Annotated in this window: 2 protein-coding genes (1 of these 2 cut by a window edge); both read right to left on the minus strand. The window is 75.2% G+C overall.

All coding sequences use genetic code 11. The annotated features are described in order from the left end of the window. Positions 1-14859: the 5' portion of a type I polyketide synthase gene (locus BX286_RS37785; RefSeq protein ID WP_121017944.1), read on the minus strand. Its footprint begins 13371 nt before the window's first position; only the first 14859 of its 28230 coding nucleotides appear in the window; it begins with the start codon at positions 14857-14859; its stop codon lies off the left edge, out of view. A gap of 55 nt (positions 14860-14914) precedes the next feature. After that, complete coding sequence (locus BX286_RS37790; protein WP_261993697.1) at positions 14915-26086, minus strand: type I polyketide synthase; 11172 nt, start codon at positions 26084-26086, stop codon at positions 14915-14917. Between the last annotated feature and the right edge of the window lie 50 nt (positions 26087-26136).

Raw genomic sequence — 26136 nt, forward strand, 5'->3', positions numbered from 1 at the left:
GACCAGGTCCGCGACCGTTTCGAGCTGCTGTGCGGGCGGCAGGGCCGCCAGGCGGCGACCGAGGCCGCCCCGTGCTCCCGCAGCGGACGCCGTGCGCCGTGCGGAGGCGGGGACCAGGCCGCGGAAGACCGGGGCCACGCCCGCCGAAGCGGCCAGCGCCCGCATCCGGGCCAGGTCCAGCCGCAGCGGCACCAGCGCCGGCTCCGGACCGCCGACGGTCGCGTCCAGCAAGGCCAGACCCGTCACGACCGGGATGGGCAGTACGCCGCCGCGCGACATGCGCTCGACATCGGCCGAGGTCAGCGAGGCACCCATGCCCGCCGTCTCCTCCCACAGGCCCCAGGCCAGGGAGGTGGCGGCGAGGCCCAGCCCATGGCGATGGGCGGCGAGGGCGTCGAGGAAGGAGTTCGCGGCCGCGTAGTTGGCCTGTCCCGCACCACCGAGCACACCGGCGGCGGAGGAGAAGAGCACGAACGCGTCCAGATCCAGGCCGGCGGTGAGCTCGTGCAGGTGCCAGGCCGCGTCGACCTTCACCCGCAGCACCGTGGCAAGCCGTTCCGGGGTGAGCGACGAGACCACGCCGTCGTCCACGACACCGGCGGCGTGCACGACCGCCTTCACGGGGTGGGCGGCCAGCAGGGAAGCCAGAGCCTCCCGGTCGGAGACGTCACAGGCCGCGACGGTCACCGACGCGCCCAGCTCCTCCAGCTCGCCGCGCAACTCCCCGGCACCCGGAGCGTCGATTCCGCGCCGGCTGACCAGCACCAGATCCCGCACCCCGTGCCCGGTCACCAGATGCCGGGCCACCACAGCACCCAGACCACCCGTACCACCGGTCACCAACACCGGACCCGCACCGAAACCACCGGCATCCGCAGTCCCCTGGGCCGCCCGCACCAGACGCGGCACGAGCACCCGCCCCTCACGCAACGCCGCCTGGCCCTCGCCCGAGGCGACGACCGAGGCCACCAGCTCCGGCGTCAGCGCGTCCCGGTCGTCCACATCCACCAGAACGAACCGGCCCGCACCCTCCGACTGCGCCGAACGCACCAGACCCCACACGACGGACGCCGCCACATCGGCGACCTCCGCCCCACCGGCGGCCACGGCACCCCGCGTCACCAGCACCAGGGCCCGGTCCTCCTCCGCCCAGCCCCGCACCAGCTCCAGGGCCCGCGACGCCACCGCGAACGCCGCCCCAGGCACCTCGACGTCGACGTCAGACGTCAGGTCGACCAGGACGACGTCGGCTTCGTCAACGACGGCCGCCGCCATCGGCGCAGGGCTCCAGTCGAGCCGGAACAGGGAGTCCCGTTCCACGCCGCCGGACGCCGCCTCCACCTGGCCGTCGACCGGCCGCAGCACCAGCGAATCCACCACGAGGACCGGCTCACCGGCACCATCCGCAACGGCCAGCGACACCGCACCCGTACCCGCAGGCGTCAGACGCACCCGCAGCCGGGAGGCGCCGGAGGCCGCCAGCGTCACACCGGACCAGGTGAACGGCAGCCAGCCGCCCGTACCCTCGTCCGGAAGCAGTCCGCCCACGCCCACGGCGTGCAGGGCCGCATCGAGCAGCGCCGGGTGCAGACCGAACCGGCCCGCCTCGCCCGCCGCGTCCTCGGGCAGCGCGACCTCAGCGAACACCTCGTCCCCGGACCGCCACACCGCCCGCAGCCCCTGGAAGGCACTCCCGTACGCGAACCCGGCCTCGGCCAGGTGTGCGTACAGCCCCTCCACGGGAACCTCGGCGGCACCGGCCGGCGGCCAGGCCTCCAGTGAGAACGACGGCAGTTCCGCCACGGCGCTCAGGGCGCCCGAGGCGTGGCGCTGCCACGGTTCGCCGAACTCCCCCGCGTCCGGGCGGGAGAAGAAGTCCACCGACCGCAGACCAGCCTCGTCCGCGCCACCCACCACGACCTGCACCTGGACACCACCGGACTCCGGCAGCACCAACGGCGCCTCGATCGTCAGCTCCACCAGCCGACCGCAGCCCACCTGGTCACCGGCCCGCACCGCCAACTCCACGAACGCCGTCCCCGGCAGGATCACCGTCCCGCCGACCGCGTGCCCCGCCAGCCACGGGTGCGACTGCACGGACAGCCGACCGGTCAGCAGCACCTCGTCACCACCGGCCACGGAAACCGCGGCGCCCACCAGCGGGTGGACGGCGGGACTCAAACCAGCCGAGGCGACGTTGGCGGAGCCTCCGCGCGACTTCAGCCAGTAGTGCTGGTGCTGGAAGGCGTACGTGGGCAGGTCGACCCGGCGCGTGCCGCTGCCGATACCGGTCGCGGCGAAGTACGCGGACCAGTCCGCCGGCACGCCGTACGCGTACGCCTGCCCCAGAGCGGCGACGGCCGCTTCGGCCTCGTCACGGTCCTTGCGCAGCACCGGCACGAACACGCCGTCCTCGACGCAGTCGGCGCCCATCGCGGACAGGACGCCGTCGGGGCCGAGTTCGACGAACCGGGTCACGCCCTCCGCTTCCAGGGCGGCCATGCCGTCCGCGAAGCGCACGGCCTCACGGACGTGGCGCACCCAGTACTCGGGCGAGCAGAGCTCTTCCCCGGAAGCCACCTCACCCGTGAGGTTGGAGACCACGGCGAGGGTCGGGGCGGCGAACGCGACCGACGCCAGGACGGTGCGGAATTCGTCCAGCATCGGGTCCATCAGCGGCGAGTGGAACGCGTGGCTGACCGTGAGCCGCTTGGTCTTGACACCCCGCCCGGCCAGCACGGCCGCAACAGCGGTCACCGAGTCTTCGGCACCCGAGATCACGACAGAACTCGGCCCGTTGACGGCCGCGATACTCACGTCCTCGTACGAGGCGACCAGCTCGGCCACCTCCGCCTCGGAGGCGCGTACGGAGACCATGGCACCACCAGCCGGCAGCGCCTGCATCAGCCGACCACGCGCAACAACCAGACGCGCCGCATCAGCCAGCGAGAACACCCCCGCCACATGCGCAGCGGCGATCTCACCAATGGAGTGACCCAGCAGATAGTCGGACTTCAGACCCCAGCTCTCCACCAGCCGGAACAGCGCCACCTCGATCGCGAACAGCGCCGGCTGCGTGAACTCCGTACGGTCCAGCTCAGCCGACTCGCCGGCGAACATCACCTCCCGCAGCGAACGCCCCAGCCCCGGATCGATCTCCGCACACACGGCATCCAGCGCCTCCGCGAACACCGGGAACGCCGCGTACAGCTCGCGCCCCATCCCGGCGCGCTGCGCACCCTGACCCGTGAACAGGAAACCCGTCAGACCCGGGACCACCGCACCACGCACCACGCCCGGCGCGGACTCGCCGCGTGCCAGCGCCTCCAGGCCCGCCACCGGGTCGGCGCCCAGGACCACGGCCCGGTGCTCGAAGGTCGCACGGGTGGTCGCCAAGGCGTACGCGGCGTCCGGCGCGGGCACCTCGGCGCCGCCGCCGGAGACGAACGCGGCCAGTCGGTCCGCCTGCGCGGCGAGTGCCTCGGGCGTGCGGCCGGACACCACCCACGGCACCGGGGTACCGACGGAGGTCGAAGCCGGAACCGGAGCCGGAACCGGAGCCGGAACCGGAACAAGCCCCGGGTCCGACGGCGGCTCCTCCAGGACCACGTGGGCATTGGTGCCGCTGATGCCGAACGACGAGACGCCGGCCCGGCGCGGACGGCCGGTCTCCGGCCACTCCCGCTCCTCGGTCAGCAGTTCCACCGCTCCGGCGGACCACTCCACCTGCGGGGTGGGCTCGTCCACGTGCAGGGTGCGCGGCAGGACGCCGTGGCGCATCGCCTGGACCATCTTGATCACGCCGCCGACACCCGCCGCGGCCTGCGTGTGGCCGATGTTCGACTTCAGCGAGCCGAGCCACAGCGGCTCCTCGCCGAAGCGCTCCTGCCCGTACGTCGCCAGCAGCGCCTGCGCCTCGATCGGGTCGCCCAGCGTCGTACCGGTGCCGTGCGCCTCCACCGCGTCGACCTCGGCCGCCGACAGGCCGGCGTTGGCCAGGGCCTGGCGGATGACGCGCTGCTGCGAGGGCCCGTTGGGGGCGGTCAGCCCGTTGGAGGCCCCGTCCTGGTTGACGGCCGTGCCGCGGACGACGGCGAGGACCTGGTGGCCGTTCCTGCGCGCGTCGGAAAGGCGCTCCAGGACGAGCATGCCCACGCCCTCGGACCAGCCCGTGCCGTCCGCGGATGACGAGAAGGACTTGCAGCGGCCGTCCTCGGCGAGGCCGCGCTGCTTGCTGAACTCCACGAAGGTGGACGGGCTGGCCATGACGGTGACGCCGCCGGCGAGGGCCATCGTGCACTCGCCGTTGCGCAGGGCCTGGGCGGCCCAGTGCAGGGCGACCAGCGACGACGAGCAGGCGGTGTCGACGGTGACGGCCGGGCCCTCCAGGCCCAGGGTGTAGGCGACGCGGCCGGACAGCACGCTGCCCGAGTTGCCGGTGCCCAGGTAGCCCTCCACGCCTTCGGGAACGGATTCGAGGCGGCCCGCGTAGTCGTGGTACATCAGGCCCGCGAAGACGCCGGTGGCGCTGCCCCGCAGGCCGGTGGGGTCGATGCCGGCGTACTCGAAAGCCTCCCAGGAGGCTTCGAGGAGGAGCCGCTGCTGCGGGTCCATGGCGAGGGCCTCGCGCGGCGAGATGCCGAAGAAGGCGGCGTCGAACGCGGCGGCCTCGTGCAGGAAGCCGCCCTCGCGGACGTACGAGGATCCCGGTCGGTCCGGGTCCTGGTCGAAGAGGCGGTCGAGGTCCCAGCCCCGGTCGGTGGGGAAGGCGGTGATGCCGTCGCCGCCCTCGGCGACGAGCCGCCACAGGTCCTCGGGGCCGGCCACTCCGCCGGGGTAGCGGCAGCTCATGCCGACGATCGCGATCGGTTCGTCGGAGGCGGGGCCGGAGCCGTGGCCGACGGCCGCGGCGGCCGGTGCGGTGCCGGCGGCGTCGTCACCCGCGACTTCGGCGCGGACGAACTCGACCAGTGCCTCGGGGGTGGGGTAGTCGAAGACGAGCGTGGCGGGGAGCCTCAGTCCTGTGGCCCCATTCAGCCGGTTGCGCAGTTCGACGGCGGTCAGCGAGTCGAAGCCGAGCTCGGTGAAGGCGCGGTCGAGGCCGATCCGGGAGCCGGAGGCGTGGCCGAGTACGTCGGCGACGTTCGCCCGCACCAACTCGGCGACCAGCTTGCGCTGTTCGTCCGCCGACAGCCCGGCGAGACGCTGGCCGAGCGCGGATTCGGCGCCCTGCCGGCGGGCGGTGCGGCGGGCCGGGACGCGGACGAGGCCGCGCAGCAGTCCGGGCACGCCGTTCGCACCGGCCTGGGCGCGCAGCACCGCGAGGTCGAGGTGAATCGGGAGGAGGGCGGCCGCGTCGGAGGAGGCACCCGCGTCGAAGAGGGCCAGGCCCTCCTGCGGGGACAGCGGGGGCATGCCGGCCCGGGCCAGCCGGTCGAGGTCGTCCTGTCCCATGCGGGCGGCCATGCCGCCCTCGGCCCAGGGGCCCCAGGCGAGGGAGGTGGCGGGGAGTCCGAGGCCGTGGCGGTGGGCGGCGAGGGCGTCCAGGAACGCGTTGGCGGCCGCGTAGTTGGCCTGGCCCGGGCTGCCGAGCACACCGGCGGCGGAGGAGAAGAGCACGAACGCGTCCAGATCCAGGCCGGCGGTGAGCTCGTGCAGGTGCCAGGCCGCGTCGACCTTCACCCGCAGCACCGTGGCAAGCCGTTCCGGGGTGAGCGACGAGACCACGCCGTCGTCCACGACACCGGCGGCGTGCACGACCGCCTTCACGGGGTGGGCGGCCAGCAGGGAAGCCAGAGCCTCCCGGTCGGAGACGTCACAGGCCGCGACGGTCACCGACGCGCCCAGCTCCTCCAGCTCGCCGCGCAGCTCGTCAGCACCCGGAGCGTCGATCCCGCGCCGGCTGACCAGCACGAGGTCCCGCACCCCGTGCCCGGTCACCAGATGCCGGGCCACCACAGCACCCAGACCACCCGTACCACCGGTCACCAACACCGGACCCGTACCGAAACCGCCGGCAGCCTGGGCGTTCTGGGCCGCCCGCACCAGGCGCGGCGCGAGCACGCGCCCGTCCCGGACGGCCACCTGCTGCTCACCCGAGGCGACCAGCGCGGCCACCAGCTCCGGCGTCAGCGCGTCCCGGTCGTCCACATCGACGAGAACGAACCGGCCCGCACCCTCCGACTGGGCGGAGCGCACCAGGCCCCACACCACCGAAGCCGCCACATCCGCGATGTCGGAGTCATTCCCGGCGGCCACGGCACCCCGCGTCACCAGGACCACGGTCCGGTCCTCGTCCGCCCAGTCCTGCACCAGCTCCAGGGCCCGCGAGGCCACGGCGAACGCGGCCTCGGGCACGGCGGTGCCGTCGTCGGGGGATGCGAGGTCGACGAGGACGGCGTCCCCGTCATCGCCCGGGGCGGGCAGGGGCACCGGGCTCCAGTCCAGCTGGAACAGGGAGTCCCGGTCCACGCCGCCGGACGCCGCCGCCACCTGACCGTCGACCGGCCGCAGCACCAGCGAATCCACCACGAGGACCGGCTCACCGGCACCATCGGCGACGGCCAGCGACACCGCACCCGTGCCCGCAGGCGTCAGACGCACCCGCAGCTGCGAGGCACCGGCGGCGCGCAGGGACACGCCCGACCAGGCGAACGGCAGGTGTCCGCCCGAGGAGGTGCGGCCCTGCTCCGGGGTGTCGCCACCGCCGCCGGCCAGTACCAGGGCGTGGAGAGCCGCGTCGAGGAGCGCGGGGTGGAGGCCGAACCGGCCGGCCTCGCCCGCCGCTTCCTCGGGCAGCGCGACCTCCGCGAACACTTCGTCCCCGGAGCGCCACACCGACGTCAGGCCGCGGAAGAGCGGCCCGTACACGAATCCGGCCTCGGCGAGGCGCTCGTACAGCCCCTCCACCGGGACCTCGGCCGCACCGGCCGGCGGCCACGCCGACAGGTCCATGCCCGCAACGGGCTCCTCGGCGCCCACCACACCCGAGGCGTGGCGCTGCCACGGCTCGTCGAACTCCCCCGCGTCCGGGCGGGAGAAGAAGTCCACCGACCGCAGACCAGCCTCGTCCGCGCCACCCACCACGACCTGCACCTGGACACCGCCGGACTCCGGCAGCACCAGCGGCGCCTCGATCGTCAGCTCCACCAGCCGGCCGCAGCCCACCTGGTCACCGGCCCGCACCGCCAACTCCACGAACGCCGTCCCCGGTACCAGGACCGAGCCCAGGACCGCGTGTTCGGCGAGCCAGGGGTGCGTGCGGACCGACAGGCGCCCCGTGAGGAGTGCGCCGTCGCCGCTGGCGACGGAGACCGCCGCGCCGAGCAGGGGGTGGACGGCGGGGCTGAGCCCCAGGCCGCCGGCGTCGGCGGCCGCGCCGGCGCCCGCCTTGGGCCAGTAGCGCTGGTGCTGGAAGGCGTACGTCGGGAGTTCGACGTGGCGCACCGCCGCCGGGTCGGAGCCGGTGAACAGGGCGGTCCAGTCGACGGTGACGCCGTGGACGTGGGCCTGGGCGAGGGCGGCGACGGCCGCTTCGGCCTCGTCTCGGTCCTTGCGCACCACGGGCACGAACACGCCGTCGCCGACGCAGTCGGCGCCCATCGCGGACAGCACGCCGTCCGGGCCCAGCTCGACGAACCGGGTGACGCCCTCCGCTCCCAGGGCGGCCATGCCGTCGGCGAAGCGGACCGCCTCGCGGACGTGGCGCACCCAGTACTCGGGCGAGCAGAGCTCTTCCCCGGAGGCCACCTCACCCGTCAGGTTCGAGACCACGGGGAGGGAAGGCGCGGCGAACGCGACCGATCCCAACACGGCACGGAACTCGTCCAGCATCGGGTCCATCAGCGGCGAGTGGAACGCGTGGCTGACAGTCAGCCGCTTGGTCTTCACCCCGCGCTCGCCGAGCACACCGGCGATGGCGGTCACGGAATCGGCCGCACCCGAGATCACCACGGAGGAAGGCCCGTTGACGGCCGCGATGCTCACGTCCTCGTACGCGGCGACCAGCTCGGCCACCTCCGCCTCGGCAGCCCGCACCGACACCATCGCACCACCCGCCGGCAGCGCCTGCATCAGCCGACCACGGGCGACGACCAGCCGCACCGCATCAGCCAGCGAGAACACACCCGCCACATGCGCAGCAGCGATCTCACCCACCGAATGCCCGAGCAGGTAATCAGCCCGCACACCCCAGCTCTCCACCAGCCGGAACAGCGCCACCTCGATCGCGAACAGCGCCGGCTGCGTGAACTCCGTACGGTCCAGCTCAGCGGAGTCCTCCGCGAACATCACCTCGCGCAGCGGCCTGTCCAGCTCAGGGTCGGCGTGGGCGCACACGGCGTCCAGCGCCTGCGCGAACACCGGGAACGCGGCATACAGCTCGCGCCCCATCCCGGCGCGCTGCGCACCCTGACCCGTGAACAGGAAACCCGTCAGGCCCGGGAGCGCCGCGCCGCGCACCACGCCCGGCGCGGACTCGCCGCGTGCCAGCGCCTCCAGGCCCGCCACCGGGTCGGCGCCCAGGACCACGGCCCGGTGCTCGAAGGCGGTGCGGGAGGTGGTGAGGGCGTGGGCGATGTCGCGTTCGCCGATGCCGGCACCGGGGCCTGCGGCGAACGCGGCGAGGCGTCCGGCCTGGGCGGCCAGTGCCTCCGGCGTACGGCCGGACACCACCCACGGCACCACCGGCAGCGGAGCGAGGGCGGCCGCAGCCGGCTCGGCCACCGGAGCGGTCTCGGGTGCCTGTTCGAGGATCACGTGGGCATTGGTGCCGCTGATGCCGAACGAGGAGACGCCGGCCCGGCGCGCGTGCCCGGTCTCGGGCCAGTCGCGGGCCTGCGTCAGCAGTTCGACCGCACCCGCCGACCAGTCGACCTGCGGGGTCGGGTCGCCGACGTGCAGAGTGGGCGGCAGGATGCCGTGCCGGATCGCCTGGACCATCTTGATGACACCGGCGACACCGGCGGCGGCGGCCGGGTGGCCGATGTTCGACTTGATGGAGCCGAGCCACAGCGGCTCGTCGCCGGAACGTTCCTGCCCGTAGGTGGCCAGCAGCGCCTGCGCCTCGATCGGGTCGCCCAGCGTGGTACCGGTGCCGTGCGCCTCCACCGCGTCGACCTCGGCCGCCGACAGGCCGGCGTTGGCCAGGGCCGCGCGGATGACGCGCTGCTGGGACGGGCCGTTGGGGGCGGTCAGTCCGTTGGAGGCGCCGTCCTGGTTGACGGCGGAGCCGCGGACGACGGCGAGGACGGGGTGGCCGTGGGCGCGGGCGTCGGAGAGCCGCTCCAGGAGGAGCATGCCGACGCCCTCGCCCCAGCCGGTGCCGTCGGCGTCGGCGGAGAACGGCTTGCAGCGGCCGTCCTCGGCGAGGCCGCGCTGGCGGGAGAACTCCACGAAGGCGGTGGGGGTGGGCATGACGGCGACACCGCCGGCGAGGGCCATCGTGCACTCGCCGTTGCGCAGGGCCTGGGCGGCCCAGTGCAGGGCGACCAGGGACGAGGAGCAGGCGGTGTCGATGGTGACCGCGGGACCCTCGAGGCCGAGGACGTAGGAGACGCGGCCGGACATGACGCTGGTGGCGGTGCCGGTCAGCAGGTGGCCGTCGGCGCCCTCGACGCTCTGGCGGACCCCGGCGCCGTAGCCGGAGGAGGAGCCGCCGGCGAAGACGCCGGTGCGGCTGCCGCGCAGCGTGGCGGGGTCGATGCCGGCGCGTTCGACGGCCTCCCAGGAGGCTTCCAGCAGCAGCCGCTGCTGGGGGTCCATGGCGAGGGCCTCGCGCGGGGAGATCCCGAAGAAGTCGGCGTCGAAGTCGGCGATGCCGGGCAGGAAGCCGCCGTGCCGGGTGTAGCTGGTGCCCTGGTGGTCGGGGTCGGGGTGGTAGAGCGCCTCGACGTCCCAGCCCCGGTCGGTGGGGAAGGCGGTGATGCCGTCTCGGCCTTCGGCGACGAGGTTCCACAGGTCGTCGGGGCCGGCTACGCCGCCCGGGTAGCGGCAGCTCATGGCGACGATGGCGATGAGGTCGTCGTCTCCTTCGCCGGCCGGGCGGGCCGGCATGGCCGAGCGGTCCGCGGCCGGGTCGGACGCCGTGTCGTCGGTGACGAGTTCGCCGCGGAGGTGTTCGGCCAGGGCGGCCGGGGTGGGATGGTCGAAGACGAGGGTGCCGGGGAGGGGGAGGCCGGTCTCGGCGCCCAGCAGGTTGCGCAGTTCGACGGCGGTGAGGGAGTCGAAGCCCATCTCGCGGAAGGCGCGGTCGACGTGGACGGCGTCGGCGGAGGCGTGGCCGAGGACGGCACGGGCCTGGGCGCGTACCAGGTCGAGGAGGAGCCGGGACTGTTCCGCGGGGGTGCGGGCGGCCAGCTTGCGGCGCAGCTCGGCGGCGGTGTCCGTGGCGGCGGAGGCGGTGTCCCGGGCGGGGCCGGCGGCCCCGGTGGTCTGGGCGGTGAGCGCCTCGGGGACGCCGGCGAGGAACGGGCGGGGTCCGGCGGCGGTGAAGCCGGGGACGAACGCGGCCCAGTCGACGTCGGCGACCGCGGTGTGGGGGGTGTCGTCGGCGAGGGCCTGGCGCAGGGCGGCGACGGCGAGGTCGGGGGCCATGACGGGCAGGCCCTGGCGGCGCAGCCGGTCCTCGTCGCCGGCCGCCATGCCGCCCTCGGCCCAGGGGCCCCAGGAGACGGCGGTGGCGGTCAGCCCGCGGCTGCGGCGGTGCAGGGCGAGGGCGTCGAGGTGCGCGTTGGCGGCGGCGTAGCCGGCCTGGCCGCCGCTGCCCCAGACGCCGGAGATGGAGGAGAACAGGACGAACGCGTCGAGTTCGCGGTCGGCGTCGAAGAGGGCGTCGAGGTGGACGGCTCCGGCGACCTTGGCGGTGAAAACGTCGGCGAGTTCGTCGGCGTCGGTGGTCGACAGGAGGGTGGCGCGGCCGATGCCGGCGGCGTGGACGACGGTGCGGACGGCGGGGCCGTCGGCCTCGGCGGTGCGGATGACGGCGGCCAGCGCGTCGCGGTCGGCGACGTCGCAGGCCGCGACGGTGACGCGGGCGCCGAGGGCGGTGAGTTCGGCGGCCAGCTCTCCGGCGCCGGGCGCGTCGGGGCCGCGCCGGCTGGTCAGGACGAGGTGCTCGGCACCGTTCACGGCGAGCCAGCGGGCCACGTGCGCGCCGAGCGCGCCGGTACCGCCGGTGATCAGGGCGGTGCCGCGCGGCTGCCAGTCGGCGGCGGGGTCGCCGGGGGCGACGCGGGTGAGGCGGCGGGCGTAGGCGCCCGCGGCGCGGAGGGCGACCTGGTCCTCGCGGCCCTGTCCCTCGGCGGCGGTGTGGCCGGCGAGGACGGTGCACAGGCGGTCGGCGGAGCGGTCGTCGAGGGTCTCGGGCAGGTCGACGAGGCCGCCCCACTGGCGGTGTCGTTCGAGGCCGATCACCCGGCCCAGTCCCCAGAGGGCGGCCTGGGCGGGGCGGACGGCCCGGTCGGCGCGGCCGGTGGCGACGGCGCCCCGGGTCGCGGTCCACAGCGGCGCGGGCGCCGCGTCGTGGCCGGTGTCTGCGGTGTCGCCGAGGGCCTGGAGGAGGGCGACGGTGGCGGGTACGGCGGCCGGGAGCGCCGGGTGGCCGGGGTGGGGGGTCTCGTCGAGGGCGAGGAGGGACAGGACGCCGGCGAGGGGGCGGCCTGCGAGGGCGTCGTCGAGGCGCGCCGCGAGGGCGGTGCGGTCGCCGTCCGCGGTGGGGTCGAGGGGGAGCCGTACGACGTCGGCGCCGCGCACGGTGAGGGCGGCGGCGCAGGCGTCGGCCTGCCCGTCGGTGCCGCCGGCCGGCTCGACGAGGAGCCAGGTGCCGGTGGGGGCCGTGCCGGTGGCCTGCGTCAGCGGCGTCCAGGTGACCTGGTACCGCCAGGATTCGACGGTGGAGCGGCTGCGGCGGTCGCGGCGCCAGCGGGAGAGCGTGGGCAGCAGCTCGCCGAGGAGGGGCTCGGCGGTGTCGTCGGCCTCGAGGGCGGCGGCGAGCCCGGCGAGGTCCTGTTCCTCGACGGCCGCCCAGAAGCGGGCCTCGTCGGCGGTGGCGTCCGCGGCCGCCGCCGGTCCGGCGGCGGGAGCGGGCGTCGGCCAGAAGCGGCGGTGCTGGAAGGCGTACGTCGGCAGGGCCGCGGGCCGGGCGCCGGTGCCGGCGAAGAAGGCGGTCCAGTCGGGGGTGGCACCGTCGACGTGTACGCGGGCCAGCGCGGCGGGTGCGGTCTGCGCCTCGGGACGGTCCTTGCGCAGGACGGGCACGAACAGGGCGTCCGCGAGGCAGTCGGCTCCCATCGCCGAGAGCACGCCGTCGGGGCCGAGTTCGACGAAACGGGTGACGTCCAGGTCGTGGAGGGCGGCGAGGCCGTCGGCGAAGCGCACGGCCTCGCGGACGTGCCGCACCCAGTAGGCGGGGTCGCGCAGTTCCCTGGCGGTGGCGGTGCGGCCGGTGACGTCGGAGACGAGCGGGATTGCGGGGGCGTGGTAGGTGAGGGTGTCGGCCACCTGCCGGAACTCGTCCAGCATCGGGTCCATGAGCGGGGAGTGGAAGGCGTGGCTGACGGTGAGCCGCTTGGTCTTGATCCCGCGCTCGGCGAGCACGGCCGCGATGGCGGTCACGGACTCGGCGGCACCCGAGACGACCACGGACTCCGGCCCGTTGACGGCGGCGATGCTGACGTCCTCGTACGCGGCGACCAGCTCGGCCACCTCCGCCTCGGAGGCCCGCACCGACACCATCGCGCCACCAGCCGGCAGCGCCTGCATCAGCCGGCCACGGGCGACGACCAGCCGCACCGCGTCGGAGAGGGAGAACACCCCCGCCACGTGCGCGGCGGCGATCTCGCCGATGGAGTGGCCGAGGAGGTAGTCGGGGCGCATGCCCCAGCTCTCCACCAGCCGGTACAGGGCGACCTCGATGGCGAACAGGGCCGGCTGCGTGAACTCGGTGCGGTCCAGCTCGGCCGACTCGCCTGCGAACATCACCTCCCGCAGCGAACGCCCCAGCACCGGGTCGATCTCCGCGCACACCGCGTCCAGCGCCTCCGCGAACGCGGGGAAGGTCTCGTAGAGTTCCCGGCCCATGCCCGCGCGCTGCGCGCCCTGGCCGGTGAAGAGGAACGCGGTCCGGCCGTCGCGGACGCGGCCGGTGACCAGGCGGGGTTCGGTCCGGCCCGCGGCCAGCGCCTCGAGGCCGCGGACGAGGTCGTCGCGGCCGGTGCCGAGGACGACGGCCCGCTGGTGGAGCGCGGCGCGGGTGGTGGCCAGGGCGTGGGCGATGTCGAGGGGGCGGTCGCCGGGGCGGCCGTCACGGGTGTGCTCGTCGGAGGTTTCTTCGTCGGAGGCGTTCTCGCCGAGGGCTTCCAGCAGACGGGCGGCCTGCGCGCGCAGGGCGGTGTCGTCCGTGCCGGACAGCGTCCAGGGCAGCACCGGCGCCGCGGCGGCGGCCGAAGCCGCACCGTCCTCGGCCGGCGGGGCGTCCTCGGCCGCAGGGGCCTGTTCGACGATGGCGTGCGCGTTGGTGCCGCTGACGCCGAAGGCGGAGACGGCGGCGCGCCGAGGCCCGCCCGTCTCGGGCCAGGGGCGGGCCTCGGTGAGCAGTTCGACCGCCCCGGAGGCCCAGTCGACGTGCGGGGTCGGCTCGTCGACGTGGAGGGTCTTGGGCAGGACGCCGTGCCGGAGCGCCATGACCATCTTGATGAGGCCGGCGACGCCGGAGGCGGCCTGGGAGTGGCCGATGTTGGACTTGAGGGAGCCCAGCCACAGCGGCCGTCCGTCGTTCCGTTCCCGGCCGTAGGTGTCGAGGAGGGCCTGGGCTTCGATCGGGTCGCCGAGGACGGTTCCGGTGCCGTGCGCCTCGACCGCGTCGACCTGGGCGTACGTCAGGCCCGCGTTGTTCAGGGCCTGCTGGATGACGCGCTGCTGGGACGGGCCGTTGGGGGCGGTGAGGCCGTTGCTGGCACCGTCCTGGTTGACGGCGGAGCCCCGCAGCAGGCCGAGGATCCGGTGGCCGTTGCGCTGTGCGTCGGAGAGCCGTTCCAGCAGGATGACGCCGACGCCCTCGGACCAGCCGGTGCCGTCGCTGCCGGCGGCGAAGGACTTGCAGCGGCCGTCGGAGGCGAGGCCGCCCTGGGTGCTGAACTCGCTGAACGCGCCGGGCGTGACCATGACGGCGACGCCGCCGGCGAGTGCCAGGGAGCACTCGCCGGCGCGCAGCGCCTGGGCCGCGAGGTGGACGGCGACGAGGGAGGAGGAGCAGGCGGTGTCGACCGTGACGGCCGGCCCCTCCAGGCCGAGGAGGTAGGAGACGCGGCCGGAGACGACGCTGCCGGCGGTGCCGGTCAGGAAGTACCCCTCCGAGCTCTCCTGCGCGTTGTGCAGGGTGGCCCCGTAGCCGGAGGCCGACGCGCCGGCGAAGACGCCGGTGCTGCTGCCGCGCAGCGAGGCCGGGTCGATGCCGGCCCGTTCGACGGCCTCCCACGAGGCCTCCAGCAGCAGGCGCTGCTGGGGGTCCATGGCGAGGGCCTCGCGCGGCGAGATCCCGAAGAACTCCGGGTCGAACTCGGTGGCGTCGTGGACGAACCCGCCCTCGTAGGTGGCGGAGGCCGCCCCGTCGCCGCCGTAGAGGGCGCCGACGTCCCAGCCGCGGTCGGTGGGGAAGGGGCCGATCCCGTCGGTCCCGGAGTCCACGAGCCGCCACAGGTCCTCGGGGCTGCGTACGCCCCCCGGATAGCGGCAGCTCATGCCGACGATCGCCAGCGGCTCCCGCGCGGCGGCGGAAAGCTGCTGGTTCTGCTGCCGGAGGCGTTCGGTCTCCTTCAGCGACGCCCGAAGCGCTTCGAGGATCTTGTCCGGAGAGTTGGCCATCATGCACTCCACACTTCGCCCGCCGACGTCGACCAGGACGTCGTCGGGAACGCCATCAAAGGTTCGTACCGCCACCCAGAGCCAGTTCGATGAGGCTCTCGGCGTCCATGTCGTCGATTTCGCTGCCGTCGGCGCCGCCGTCGACCTCGTCGCCGCCGTTCCCGCCGTTCCCGCCATTGCCGCCGTCGCCATCGGCGAGCCGCAGCAGGGCGTCGAGCAGGCCCGCCTCCCGCAGCCGGGACACCGGGACGGAGGCCAGTGCGGCACGGACCGCCGCCTCGTCGCCGTGGCCGGAGCCGGCGGACGTGTCGCCGCCGCCCGGGCCGGTCGCCGCCCCCGGCATCAGCTTGGCCAGGACGTACCTGGCCACCGCCGACGGCGTGGGGTGGTCGAAGACCAGTGCTCCGGGCAGCCGCAGCCCCGTCACCGCACCCAGCCGGTTGCGCAGCTCCAGCGCGGTGAGCGAGTTGATGCCGAGGTCCTTGAAGGGCTGGTTCTGCTTGACCGCCCCGGGGGAATCATGCCCGAGCACTGTCGAGGTTTGCTCGCGTACGAGACCCAGTACGAGCGTCTCGCGCTCCGGCTCCGACAGCTCCGCGAGGCGGCCGCGCAGCACGTCGGCGGGGTTTTCGGCGTCGGGCCGGGCGGCGGCGTCCGCGTCCGCCTCGGCGCGGGCCAGGGCCTCGCGGACCTCTGGCAGTTCGCCGAGCAGCGGGCTGGGCCGCCGGGCGGTGAAGCCCTCCGCGAACCGGTCCCAGTCGACGTCGGCGACGGTCACGCAGGTGTCGTCGTCCTCCACGGCCCGCCGCAGCGCGGCGACGGCCAGGTCCTTGGGCATGGCGGCGAGCCCGCGGCGGCGCAGGTGGTCGGCGACGCCGTCGCTGACCATGCCGCCGTCGGCCCACGCGCCCCAGGAGACGGAGGTCGCGGTCAGTCCGCGGGCGCGGCGGCGCCGGGCGAGGCCGTCCAGGTGGGCGTTGGCGGCCGCGTAGGCGGCCTGGTTGCCGCTGCCCCACACGCCCGCGATGGACGAGAACAGCACGAAGGCGTCCAGGTCGTCGTCGGCGAAGAGCTCGTCGAGCACCTCCGCGCCGGTCTCCTTGGCGGCGAGGACCGCGTGCAGTCCGTCGCGCTCCAGCCCGGCCAGCGGGGCGGAGTGCGCGACGCCGGCGGCGTGCAGCACGGCCCGTACCGGGGTGTCGCCGTCCGCGCGCAGCCGCTGGACGAGCTCGGTCACCTGTGCGCGGTCGGTGGCGTCGCAGGCTTCGACGGTGACGCGGGCGCCGAGGGCGGTGAGTTCGGCGGCCAGCTCGCGGGCGCCGGGCGCGTCGGGGCCGCGCCGGCTGGTCAGGACGAGGTGCTCGACGCCGTTCGCGGCGAGCCAGCGGGCCACGTGGGCGCCGATCGCCCCGGTTCCGCCGGTGATCAGCGCGGTGCCGCGCGGCTGCCAGGTCCGTACCCGGGGCGCGGGCCGCGCGGGGGCCGGGGAAGCGTGGCGCAGCCGGCGTCCGAACACGCCCGAGGCGCGCACGGCCAGCTGGTCCTCGTCCCCGTACCCTCCGGCCAGCACGCCCGCGACCAGGGTTGCAGCCCGCTCGTCGGGGTCGGCGGGCACGTCGACCAGTCCGCCCCAGCGGTCGGGGTGTTCCAGGGCCGCGACACGGCCGAGGCCCCACAGCCGCGTCTGCGCCGGGTCGGTCCCGGCGTCGGACTCGGGTGCCGCGCCGGTGGTCACGCTCCACACCGGTGCCTCGACGCCCGCGTCCTCGAGGCCCTGGAGCAGGGCGACGGTGGGCCAGAGGGAGCCGTCGAGGCCGAGGAAGGAGACGATCCCGGCCGGTGCGGTGCCGTGCTCGGCGAGGAGCGCGGCGACGGCGGACCGGTCGGCGTCGGCCGCGGCGACCGGGACGAGGGTGCTCCGCGCGCCCCGGGCTTCGAGGGCCCGGACGACCGGCCCCACGACGGGGTGGTCGGCGCGGCCGGCCGGGACCAGGGCGAGCCAGGTGCCGATGGGACCGTCCACCGGGGCCGGTTCGGCGAGGGGCTTCCAGGTGACCTTGTAGCGCCAGGAGTCCACGGCGGCCTGTTCACGGCGTTCGCGGCGCCACTGCGACAGGGCGGGGAGTACGTCGCTCCACGGCTGCTCGCCGGAAATGTCCAGCGTCTCGGTCAGCGCGTCCAGGTCCTCGCGTTCGACGGCCTCCCAGAAGGCCGCGTCCACCGGATCGGCCTGGACCGCCGCCGGGGCGGCCGCCCTGGGCTGCGGCCAGAAGCGCCGGTGCTGGAAGGCGTAGGTCGGCAGGTCGGTGCGCTGGGCGCCGGTGCCGTCGAAGGCCCTGGCCCAGTCGACGTCGGCGCCGCTCACCCACGCCTCGGCGAGGGAGGCGAACACCCGGCCCAGACCGCCCTCGTCACGGCGGAGCGAGCCGATCGCGACCGGCTCGACGCCGCTCTCGGACGCGTCGAGCGCCTCGAACGTCTGCGACAGACCGACGGCGAGGACCGGGTGCGGGCTCGACTCGACGAACAGACGGTACCCGTCGGCCAGGGCCGCCTTCACAGCCTGCTCGAACAGGACGGGGTTGCGCAGGTTGCGGTACCAGTAGCCGCCGTCCAGCTCCGTGCCGTCCAGCAGCTCGCCCGTCAGGGTGGAGTACATGGGGACCGCGGACGTACGCGGGTTCAGGCCGCTGAGCAGGTCGGCCAGTTCGGCCTCCAGCTTCTCCACATGGGAGCAGTGGGAGGCGTACTCCACCGCGACCCGGCGGGCCCGGACCCCCTCGGCCTCCAGGACCGTGACGAGCTCCTCGCAGGCGTCCGCGTCACCGGACACGACCGTCGAGGACGGCCCGTTGACGGCGGCGACGGCCAGCCGGTCGCCGAAGGACGCGGCGATCCGCTCCGCCGCGTCGGCGGCGGAGAGGCCGACGGAGACCATGCCGCCCAGACCGGCGATGGCGTCGATCGCCTGGCTGCGCAGGGCCACCACCTTGGCGGCGTCCTCCAGCGAGAGCGCGCCCGCCACGCACGCGGCGGCTATCTCGCCCTGGGAGTGGCCGATGACGGCCGCGGGGCGGACCCCGTAGGACTTCCAGACCTCGGCCAGCGCCACCATCACCGCGAACAGCACCGGCTGCACGACATCCACGCCCTCCAGGGCGTCGTCCGAACGCAGGACCTCCGTCAAAGACCAGTCCACGTAAGGCGCCAGGGCCGCTTCGCACTCCGCGATCCGCGCCGCGAACACCGGCGAGGAGTCGAGGAGTTCGACGGCCATGCCGACCCACTGCGAACCCTGGCCCGGGAAGACGAACACCGCCTCCGCGTGCGCACCGCCCGTGTGGCCGCGGACGACGCCGGCGGCCTCGCGGCCCTCGGCGAGGGCGGCGAGCGCCCCGGCCGGGTCGGCGCCCAGGACCACCGCGCGGTGCTCCATGACGGCCCGGGCCGTGGCGAGCGAGAGGCCCACGTCCGCCGGATCGGCCGGGGCCGCCAGGGAGGCGGCCAGGCGCTGCGCCTGGGCCCGGACCGCGGCCTCGGACTTCCCGGACAGCACCCACGGGACGGCCGGCAGGACCGTGCCGCCGGCGGGCTTCTCGGTCTGCGCGGCCCGGGGGTCGTGTTCCAGGAGGATGTGCGCGTTGGTGCCGCTCATGCCGAAGGAGGAGACACCGGCCCGGCGCGGACGGCCGGTCTCCGGCCACTCCCGGGCCTGCGTCAGCAGCTCCACCGCACCCGCCGACCAGTCCACGTGCGGCGAGGCCTCACCCACGTGCAGGGTCCGCGGCAGCACACCGTGCCGCATCGCCTCGACCATCTTGATCACACCGCCGACACCGGCGGCGGCCTGGGCGTGGCCGATGTTCGACTTCAGCGAACCCAGGTAGAGCGGCTCGCCACCGGAACGTTCCTGCCCGTACGTGGCCAGCAGCGCCTGCGCCTCGATCGGGTCACCCAGCGTGGTACCGGTGCCGTGCGCCTCCACCGCGTCGACCTCGGCCGCCGACAGGCCGGCGTTGGCCAGGGCCGCGCGGATGACGCGCTGCTGGGACGGGCCGTTGGGGGCGGTCAGTCCGTTGGAGGCGCCGTCCTGGTTGACGGCCGTGCCGCGGACGACGGCGAGGACCTGGTGCCCGTTGCGCTCGGCGTCCGACAGGCGTTCCAGGACGAGGACGCCCGCTCCCTCGGACCAGCCCGTGCCGTCGGCGTCGGCGGAGAACGCCTTGCAGCGTCCGTCGGCGGCGAGGCCCTGCTGGCGGGCGAACTCGGTGAAGATGCCGGGCCCGGCCATGACCATGACGCCGCCGGCGAGGGCCATCGAGCACTCGCCGGTGCGCAGGGACTGGGCGGCGAGGTGCAGGGCGACCAGAGAGGAGGAGCAGGCGGTGTCGACGGTGACGGCCGGGCCCTCGAAGCCGAAGGTGTAGGAGACACGGCCGGAGACCACGCTGGTCGCCGTGCCGGTCAGGAGGTGCCCTTCGAGTCCTTCGGCGCCCTGCTGGAGGGCGGCGCCGTAACCGGACGGCGAGGCACCGGCGAAGACGCCGGTGGCGCTGCCGCGCAGCGAGGTGGGGTCGATACCGGCGCGTTCGATGGCCTCCCAGGAGGTTTCCAGCAGCAGCCGCTGCTGCGGGTCCATGGCGAGTGCCTCGCGCGGGGAGATGCCGAACAGCTCGGGGTCGAAGTCCCCGGCGCCGCGCAGGAATCCGCCCTCGCGGCGGAATCCGTCGGGGCCGTCGGCGGCGGGGAGGTCCCAGCCGCGGTCCGTGGGGAACGCGGTGACGCCGTCGGTTCCGTCGAGGACCAGGCGCCACAGGTCCTCGGGGCCGGCCACCCCGCCCGGGTAGCGGCAGCTCATGCCGACGATCGCGATCGGTTCGTCGGCCGCGGGGGGCCCCGGGGTGCCCGCGGGCGTCGGGGCGGCCGGCTCCTCGTCCGGCCCGGCCAGTTCGCGCTGGAGGTGGGCCACCAGGTCGGCGGGCGTGGGGTAGTCGAAGACGAGGGACGCGGGCAGCCGCAGGCCGGTCGCGCCGCCGAGCCGGTTGCGCAGTTCGACGGCGGTCAGGGAGTCGAAGCCGAGTTCCTTGAACGCCTTGGTGGGCTGGACGCCCTCCGCCGTGCCGTGGCCGAGGACGGCGGCGGCCTCGCGGCGCACCAGGTCGAGCAGGGCCCGTTCCCGGTCGGGGCCCGCCCACTGGGCCGGGCCGGCGGTGCGCCCGGCGTCGTGGCTGACGGCCCGGCGGGCGGCGGCGGACGGGCGGACCAGGGCGCGCAGCAGGGCCGGTACGCGGGCGGCGGGCTTGCGCAGCCGCGCGGTGTCGAGGCGCAGCGGCACGGCGACGGCCCCGCCGGTGCGGCGGGCGGCGTCGAAGGCGGCTAGGCCGTCGGCGGCGGTGAACGGGAGGATGCCGCTGCGGGTCATGCGGCGCCGGTCGGCGTCGCCGAGGGTGCCGGCCATGCTGCCGTCCAGGTCCCACGGCCCCCACGCGAGGGACTGGGCGGGCAGGCCGTGGGCCTGGCGGTGGGCGGCGAGGGCGTCCAGGAAGGCGTTGGCGGCGGCGTAGTTGCCCTGGCCGGGAGCGCCGGCGAGGGCGGAGGTGGAGGAGAAGAGGACGAAGTCCGCGAGGTCGCGGTCGGCGGTGAGTTCGTGGAGGTTCCAGGCCGCGTCGGCCTTGGCCCGGAGCACGGCCGTGATCTGCTCGGGGCGCAGGGTGGAGACGACGGCGTCGTCGAGGACGCCGGCGGCGTGGACGACACCGGTCAGCGGGTGTCCGGCCGGTACCGCGGCCAGGACGGCCGCCAGGGCCTCCCGGTCGGCGGCGTCGCAGGCGGCCACCGACACCGTCCGGGCGCCCGCTTCCTCCAGGTCCGCGACGAGTTCGGCGACGCCCGGGGCGTCGGCTCCGCGCCGGGACAGCAGCAGGAGGTGGCGGACCCCGTGCTCGGCGACCAGGTGCCGGGCGACCAGGCCGCCCAGGGCGCCCGTACCGCCGGTCACCAGCACCGTGCCGTCGGACTCGAACGGCGCCGGGAGGGTGAGGACGACCTTGCCGGTGTGGCGTGCCTGGCTGAGGTGGCGGAAGGCCTCCCCCGCCCGGCGGACGTCCCACGAGGTCACCGGGAGCGGTTCGAGGACGCCTTCGGCGAACAGACCCAGGACTTCTTCCAGGAGTTCGCCAATGCGCTGCGGCCCGGCGTCGATCAGGTCGAAGGACTGGTACGACACCCCCGGATGGCCGGCCGCGACCTGCTCGGGATCGCGCAGATCGGCCTTGCCCATCTCCACGAACCGCCCGCCGCGCGGCAACAGCCGCAGCGACGCGTCCACGAACTCACCCGCCAGCGCATCCAGGACCACATCCACACCACGACCGTCCGTGGCCGCCAGGAACCTCTCCTCGAAGTCCAAAGTCCGCGACGAGGCGATCCGGGACGCATCCACACCCGTCCCCCGCACCACCGGCCACTTGCCCTCACTCGCCGTCGCGAACACCTCCGCGCCCAGGTGGCGGGCCACCTGCACCGCGGCCATGCCCACACCACCGGCAGCCGCGTGCACCAGCACCGACTCACCCTCGGACAGACCGGCCAGCTCCACCAGCGCGTAATACGCCGTCAGGAACACCACCGGCACCGAAGCCGCCCGAGCGAACGACCAGCCCTCCGGAACCCGCGCCAGCATCCGCGCATCCGTCACCGTCACCGGCCCGAACCCGCCGACCAGCACACCCATCACACGGTCACCCACAGCCAGGCCCGAAACCCCCGGACCCACCTCCAGGACCACACCCGCACCCTCGATACCCATCGAAGCCGCACCCGGATACACCCCCAACGCGATCAGCACGTCGCGGAAGTTCACCCCCGCGGCACGCACCGCGACCCGCACCTCACCCGCACCCAGCTCCCGCAGCGCCTCCGGGGAGGGCCGTACGGACAGGCCGTCGACGGCGCCCCGGCCATCGGCGTCCATGCGCCAGGCGGAGCCGTCGGAAGGCAGGGCGAGGAGGGATCCGGCGGTGGCGGGGCGCACCAGGCGGGGCGCCCGCAGGGTGCCGTCACGCCACATCAGGTGCGGCTCGTCGGCGCCGAGGGCGGCGGCGACCGCCGGCCGCAGCGGGGCGGCCGGGTCGGCGGGAAGGTCGAGCAGCAGGAAGCGGCCGGGGTTCTCGGACTGGGCCGAGCGCAGCAGACCGTGGACGGCGGCCGCCGCGGGTTCCGCCCGCTCGGTGGCGTCGGCGGCGAGCGCGCCGCGCGTGAGGACGACCAGGCGTGCGTCGGCCAGCCGCTCGTCGGCGAGCCATTCCCGCAGGAGGCGGGCGGCGTCGGGGACGAGCCGGTGGGCGGCGGCGACCGGGTCCTCGCCGGGTCGGGCCGTGAAGGAGGCCAGCACCACGCGGGGGGCGGCGTCGGCCAGGGCGGCCAGATCCTGGTGGACGGGGACGCCGGGCAGAAGGGCGGCGGTGTCGGGCTGCTCGCCGAGCAGCGCCCAGTCGCCGGGCTCGTCCTGGGCGCCGGCGTCGGGGGCGGTGGGGACCCAGTCGAGGAGGTAGGCGTCGTCGCTGCCGACGGCGGGTGTGCCGACGGCGGTGGCACGGCGCAGGACGAGGGAGTCGACGGAGGCGACAGGCTGCCCGTCCAGGTCGGCGAGGTGGACGCAGACGGCCCCCTTGCCGGCCGGGGCGATGCGGAGGCGCAGTGCGCGGGCTCCGCCGGCGTGGAGGGCGACGCCGCTCCACGAGAACGGCACCCAGGCGGCGGGGCCGGCCTCGGAGCCTTCGTCCAGGGCGTCGAGGACGCCCAGACCCAGGCCGTGCAGGCCGGCGTCCAGGAGTGCCGGGTGGAGGCCGAACCCGTCGGCGGTGCGGTCGTCGGCGGGCAGCGCCACCTCGGCGTACAGTGCGCCGTCGTGCTGCCAGGCGGCGCGCAGGCCGCGGAAGAGCGGTCCGTAGCCGAAGCCTGCGTCGGCGAGCCGTTCGTACAGGCCGTCCACGGGCACCTCGGCGGCGCCGGCCGGCGGCCAGGCCTGAAGGTCGGGCGGAGCGGCGGAGGCCGCGGGGCCGGCGACGGCGAGGGAGCCGGAGGCGTGCAGGGTCCAGGGCGCGTCGTCGGCGTCCTGGGCGTCGGCGGGGCGCGAGTGGACGCGCAGCGGGCGACGGCCCGTGGCGTCCGGTTCGCCGACGAGCAGCTGGAGGAAGACCCCGCCGTGTTCGGGCAGTACGAGGGGCTGGTGGAGCGTGAGCTCGTCGACCAGGGTGCAGCCGGTGCGGTCGCCGGCCTGCACGGCCAGCTCGACGAAGGCGGTGCCCGGCAGCCACACCCGGCCGTGCACGGCGTGTTCCGCGAGCCACGGGTGGGTATCCGGCCCGATGCGGCCGGTCATGACGAGGCCGTCCTCGCCGGCGAGCGACACGCACGCGCCGAGCAGCGGGTGGTCCGCGGCCCCGAGTCCGAGGCCGGTGACGTCGCCGGGGGTGAAGCGGGCCTTCTTCGGCCAGAAACGCTGGTGCTGGAAGGCGTACGTCGGCAGGTCCACGCGGCGCGCGCCGGTCCCGGCGTAGTACGCGGCCCAGTCGACCGGGACGCCGTGGGCGTGGGCCCGCCCGAGTGCGGCGACCGCGGCCTCGGCCTCGTCGCGGTCCTTGCGCAGCACCGGCACGAACACGCCGTCCTCGACGCAGTCAGCGCCCATCGCGGACAGGACGCCGTCGGGGCCGAGTTCGACGAACCGGGTCACGCCCTCCGCTTCCAGGGCGGCCATGCCGTCCGCGAAGCGCACGGCCTCGCGGACGTGGCGCACCCAGTAGTCGGGCGAGCAGAGCTCTTCCCCGGAGGCCACCTCACCCGTGAGGTTGGAGACCACGGGGATCCGCGGTGCGGCGAACGCGACCGACGCCAGGACCGTGCGGAACTCGTCCAGCATCGGGTCCATCAGCGGCGAGTGGAACGCGTGGCTGACGGTCAGCCGCTTGGTCTTCACACCCCGCTCGGCCAGCACGGCCGCGAGGGCGGTCACCGAGTCTTCGGCACCCGAGACCACTACGGACTTCGGCCCGTTGACGGCCGCAATGCTCACGTCCTCGTACGCGGCGACCAGCTCGGCCACCTCCGCCTCGGAGGCGCGTACGGAGACCATGGCACCACCAGCCGGCAGCGCCTGCATCAGCCGACCACGCGCGACGACCAGCCGCGCCGCATCAGCCAGCGAGAACACCCCGGCGACATGCCCGGCGGCGATCTCACCAATGGAGTGACCCAGCAGATAGTCGGACTTCAGACCCCAGCTCTCCACCAGCCGGAACAGCGCCACCTCGATCGCAAACAGCGCCGGCTGCGTGAACTCCGTACGGTCCAGCTCTGCGGAGTTCTCCGCGAACATCACCTCCCGCAGCGAACGGCCCAGCTCCGGGTCGATCTCCGCACACACCGCGTCCAGCGCCTCCGCGAACACCGGGAACGCGGCATACAGCCCGCGCCCCATCCCCGCCCGCTGCGCACCCTGACCCGTGAACAGGAAGGCCGCCCGGGTGTCGTCGCCCGCGAGGCCGCGGACGAGGCCGGGGTGGGTGTCACCCGCGGCGAGGGCGGCGAGGCCGGCGGTGAGGGCGTCGTGGTCGGCGCCGAGGACGACGGCGCGGTGGTCGAAGGCGGTGCGGGTGGTGGCGAGCGCGCGGCCGGTGTCGGCGGGGTGGGGGCGGTCCGCGGCGGGGAGCCCGGTGAGGTGGGCGGTCAGGCGGGCGGCCTGGGAGGCGAGGGCCTCCTCGGTGCGGCCGGAGAGCGGCCAGGCGACGACGGGGAGCGGCCGGTCGGCGGGCGTGCCGGGGGCTTCGGCGGCCGCTTCGCGGGCTTCTTCGACGATGACGTGGGCGTTGGTGCCGCTCATGCCGAAGGAGGAGACGGCGGCGCGGCGCGGCCGGTCGGCGGCAGCCGGCCAGTCCCGCTGGTCGGTGAGGAGTTCCACCGCGCCCGCCGACCAGTCGACGTGCGGGGACGGCTCGTCGACGTGGAGGGTCTTGGGCAGGACGCCGTGGCGCATCGCCTGGACCATCTTGATGATGCCGCCGACGCCGGCGGCGGCCTGCGTGTGGCCGATGTTCGACTTCAGCGAGCCGAGCCACAGGGGGTTGCCGGCGGGGCGGCCCTGGCCGTAGGTCGCCAGCAGTGCCTGTGCCTCGATGGGGTCGCCGAGGCGGGTGCCGGTGCCGTGTGCCTCGACGGCGTCGACGTCGGGCGCGGCGAGTCCGGCGTCGGTCAGCGCGTCGCGGATGACGCGCTGCTGGGAGGGGCCGTTGGGGGCGGTGAGGCCGCTGCTGGCGCCGTCCTGGTTGACGGCGGAGCCGCGGATGACCGCGAGGACGGGGTGGCCGAGCCGGCGGGCGTCGGAGAGCCGTTCGATGAGGAGCATGCCGGCGCCTTCGCCCCAGCCGGTGCCGTCGGCGGCCGCTGCGAAGGCCTTGCAGCGGCCGTCGGCGGCGAGGCCGCGCTGGCGGGAGAACTCGATGAACGCGCCGGGGGTGGACATCATGGCGACGCCGCCGACGAGGGCCATGCTGCACTCGCCGCCGCGCAGTGCGCGGACGGCCCAGTGGAGGGCGACGAGGGAGGACGAGCAGGCGGTGTCGACGGTCGCCGCGGGGCCTTCCAGGCCGAGTGCGTAGGAGATGCGGCCGGACATGACGCTGGCGGAGCTGCCGATGGCGAGGTAGCCGCCGAGTTCCTCGGCCTCGTGGCGCAGCAGGGAGGCGTAGTCCTGGCTGTTGGAGCCGACGAAGACGCCGGTGGGGGTACCGCGCAGGGTCTCGGGGTCGATGCCGGCGCGTTCGACGGCCTCCCAGGCGGTCTCCAGGAGGAGGCGCTGCTGGGGGTCCATGGCGAGGGCCTCGCGCGGGGAGATCCCGAAGAAGGCGGCGTCGAAGTCGCCGGCGGCGTCGAGGAAGCCGCCTTCGCGGGTGTAGGAGGTGTTCGTCCCGTCCGGGTCGGGGTCGTAGAGGGCGTCGAGGTCCCAGCCCCGGTCGGCGGGGAAGCCGGTGACGGCGTCCCCGCCGGAGGCGACCAGGTCCCACAGCTGTTCGGGGGTGCGGATGCCGCCCGGATAGCGGCATCCCATCCCCACGATCGCCATGGGCTCCTGGCGCTCCTCCTCCACCTCGCGCAGGCGCTGCCTGGTCTGGCGGAGCTCGCCCGTCATCCACTTCAGGTGGTCCAGAAGCTTCTCTTCGTTCCCCATCAGGGAAACACCCCCGTCGAACGGCCGCTGCGGTGTCCGGACCGCCGTCA

Source organism: Streptomyces sp. 3211.6 (assembly GCF_003634815.1).
Classification (GTDB): domain Bacteria; phylum Actinomycetota; class Actinomycetes; order Streptomycetales; family Streptomycetaceae; genus Streptomyces; species Streptomyces katrae_A.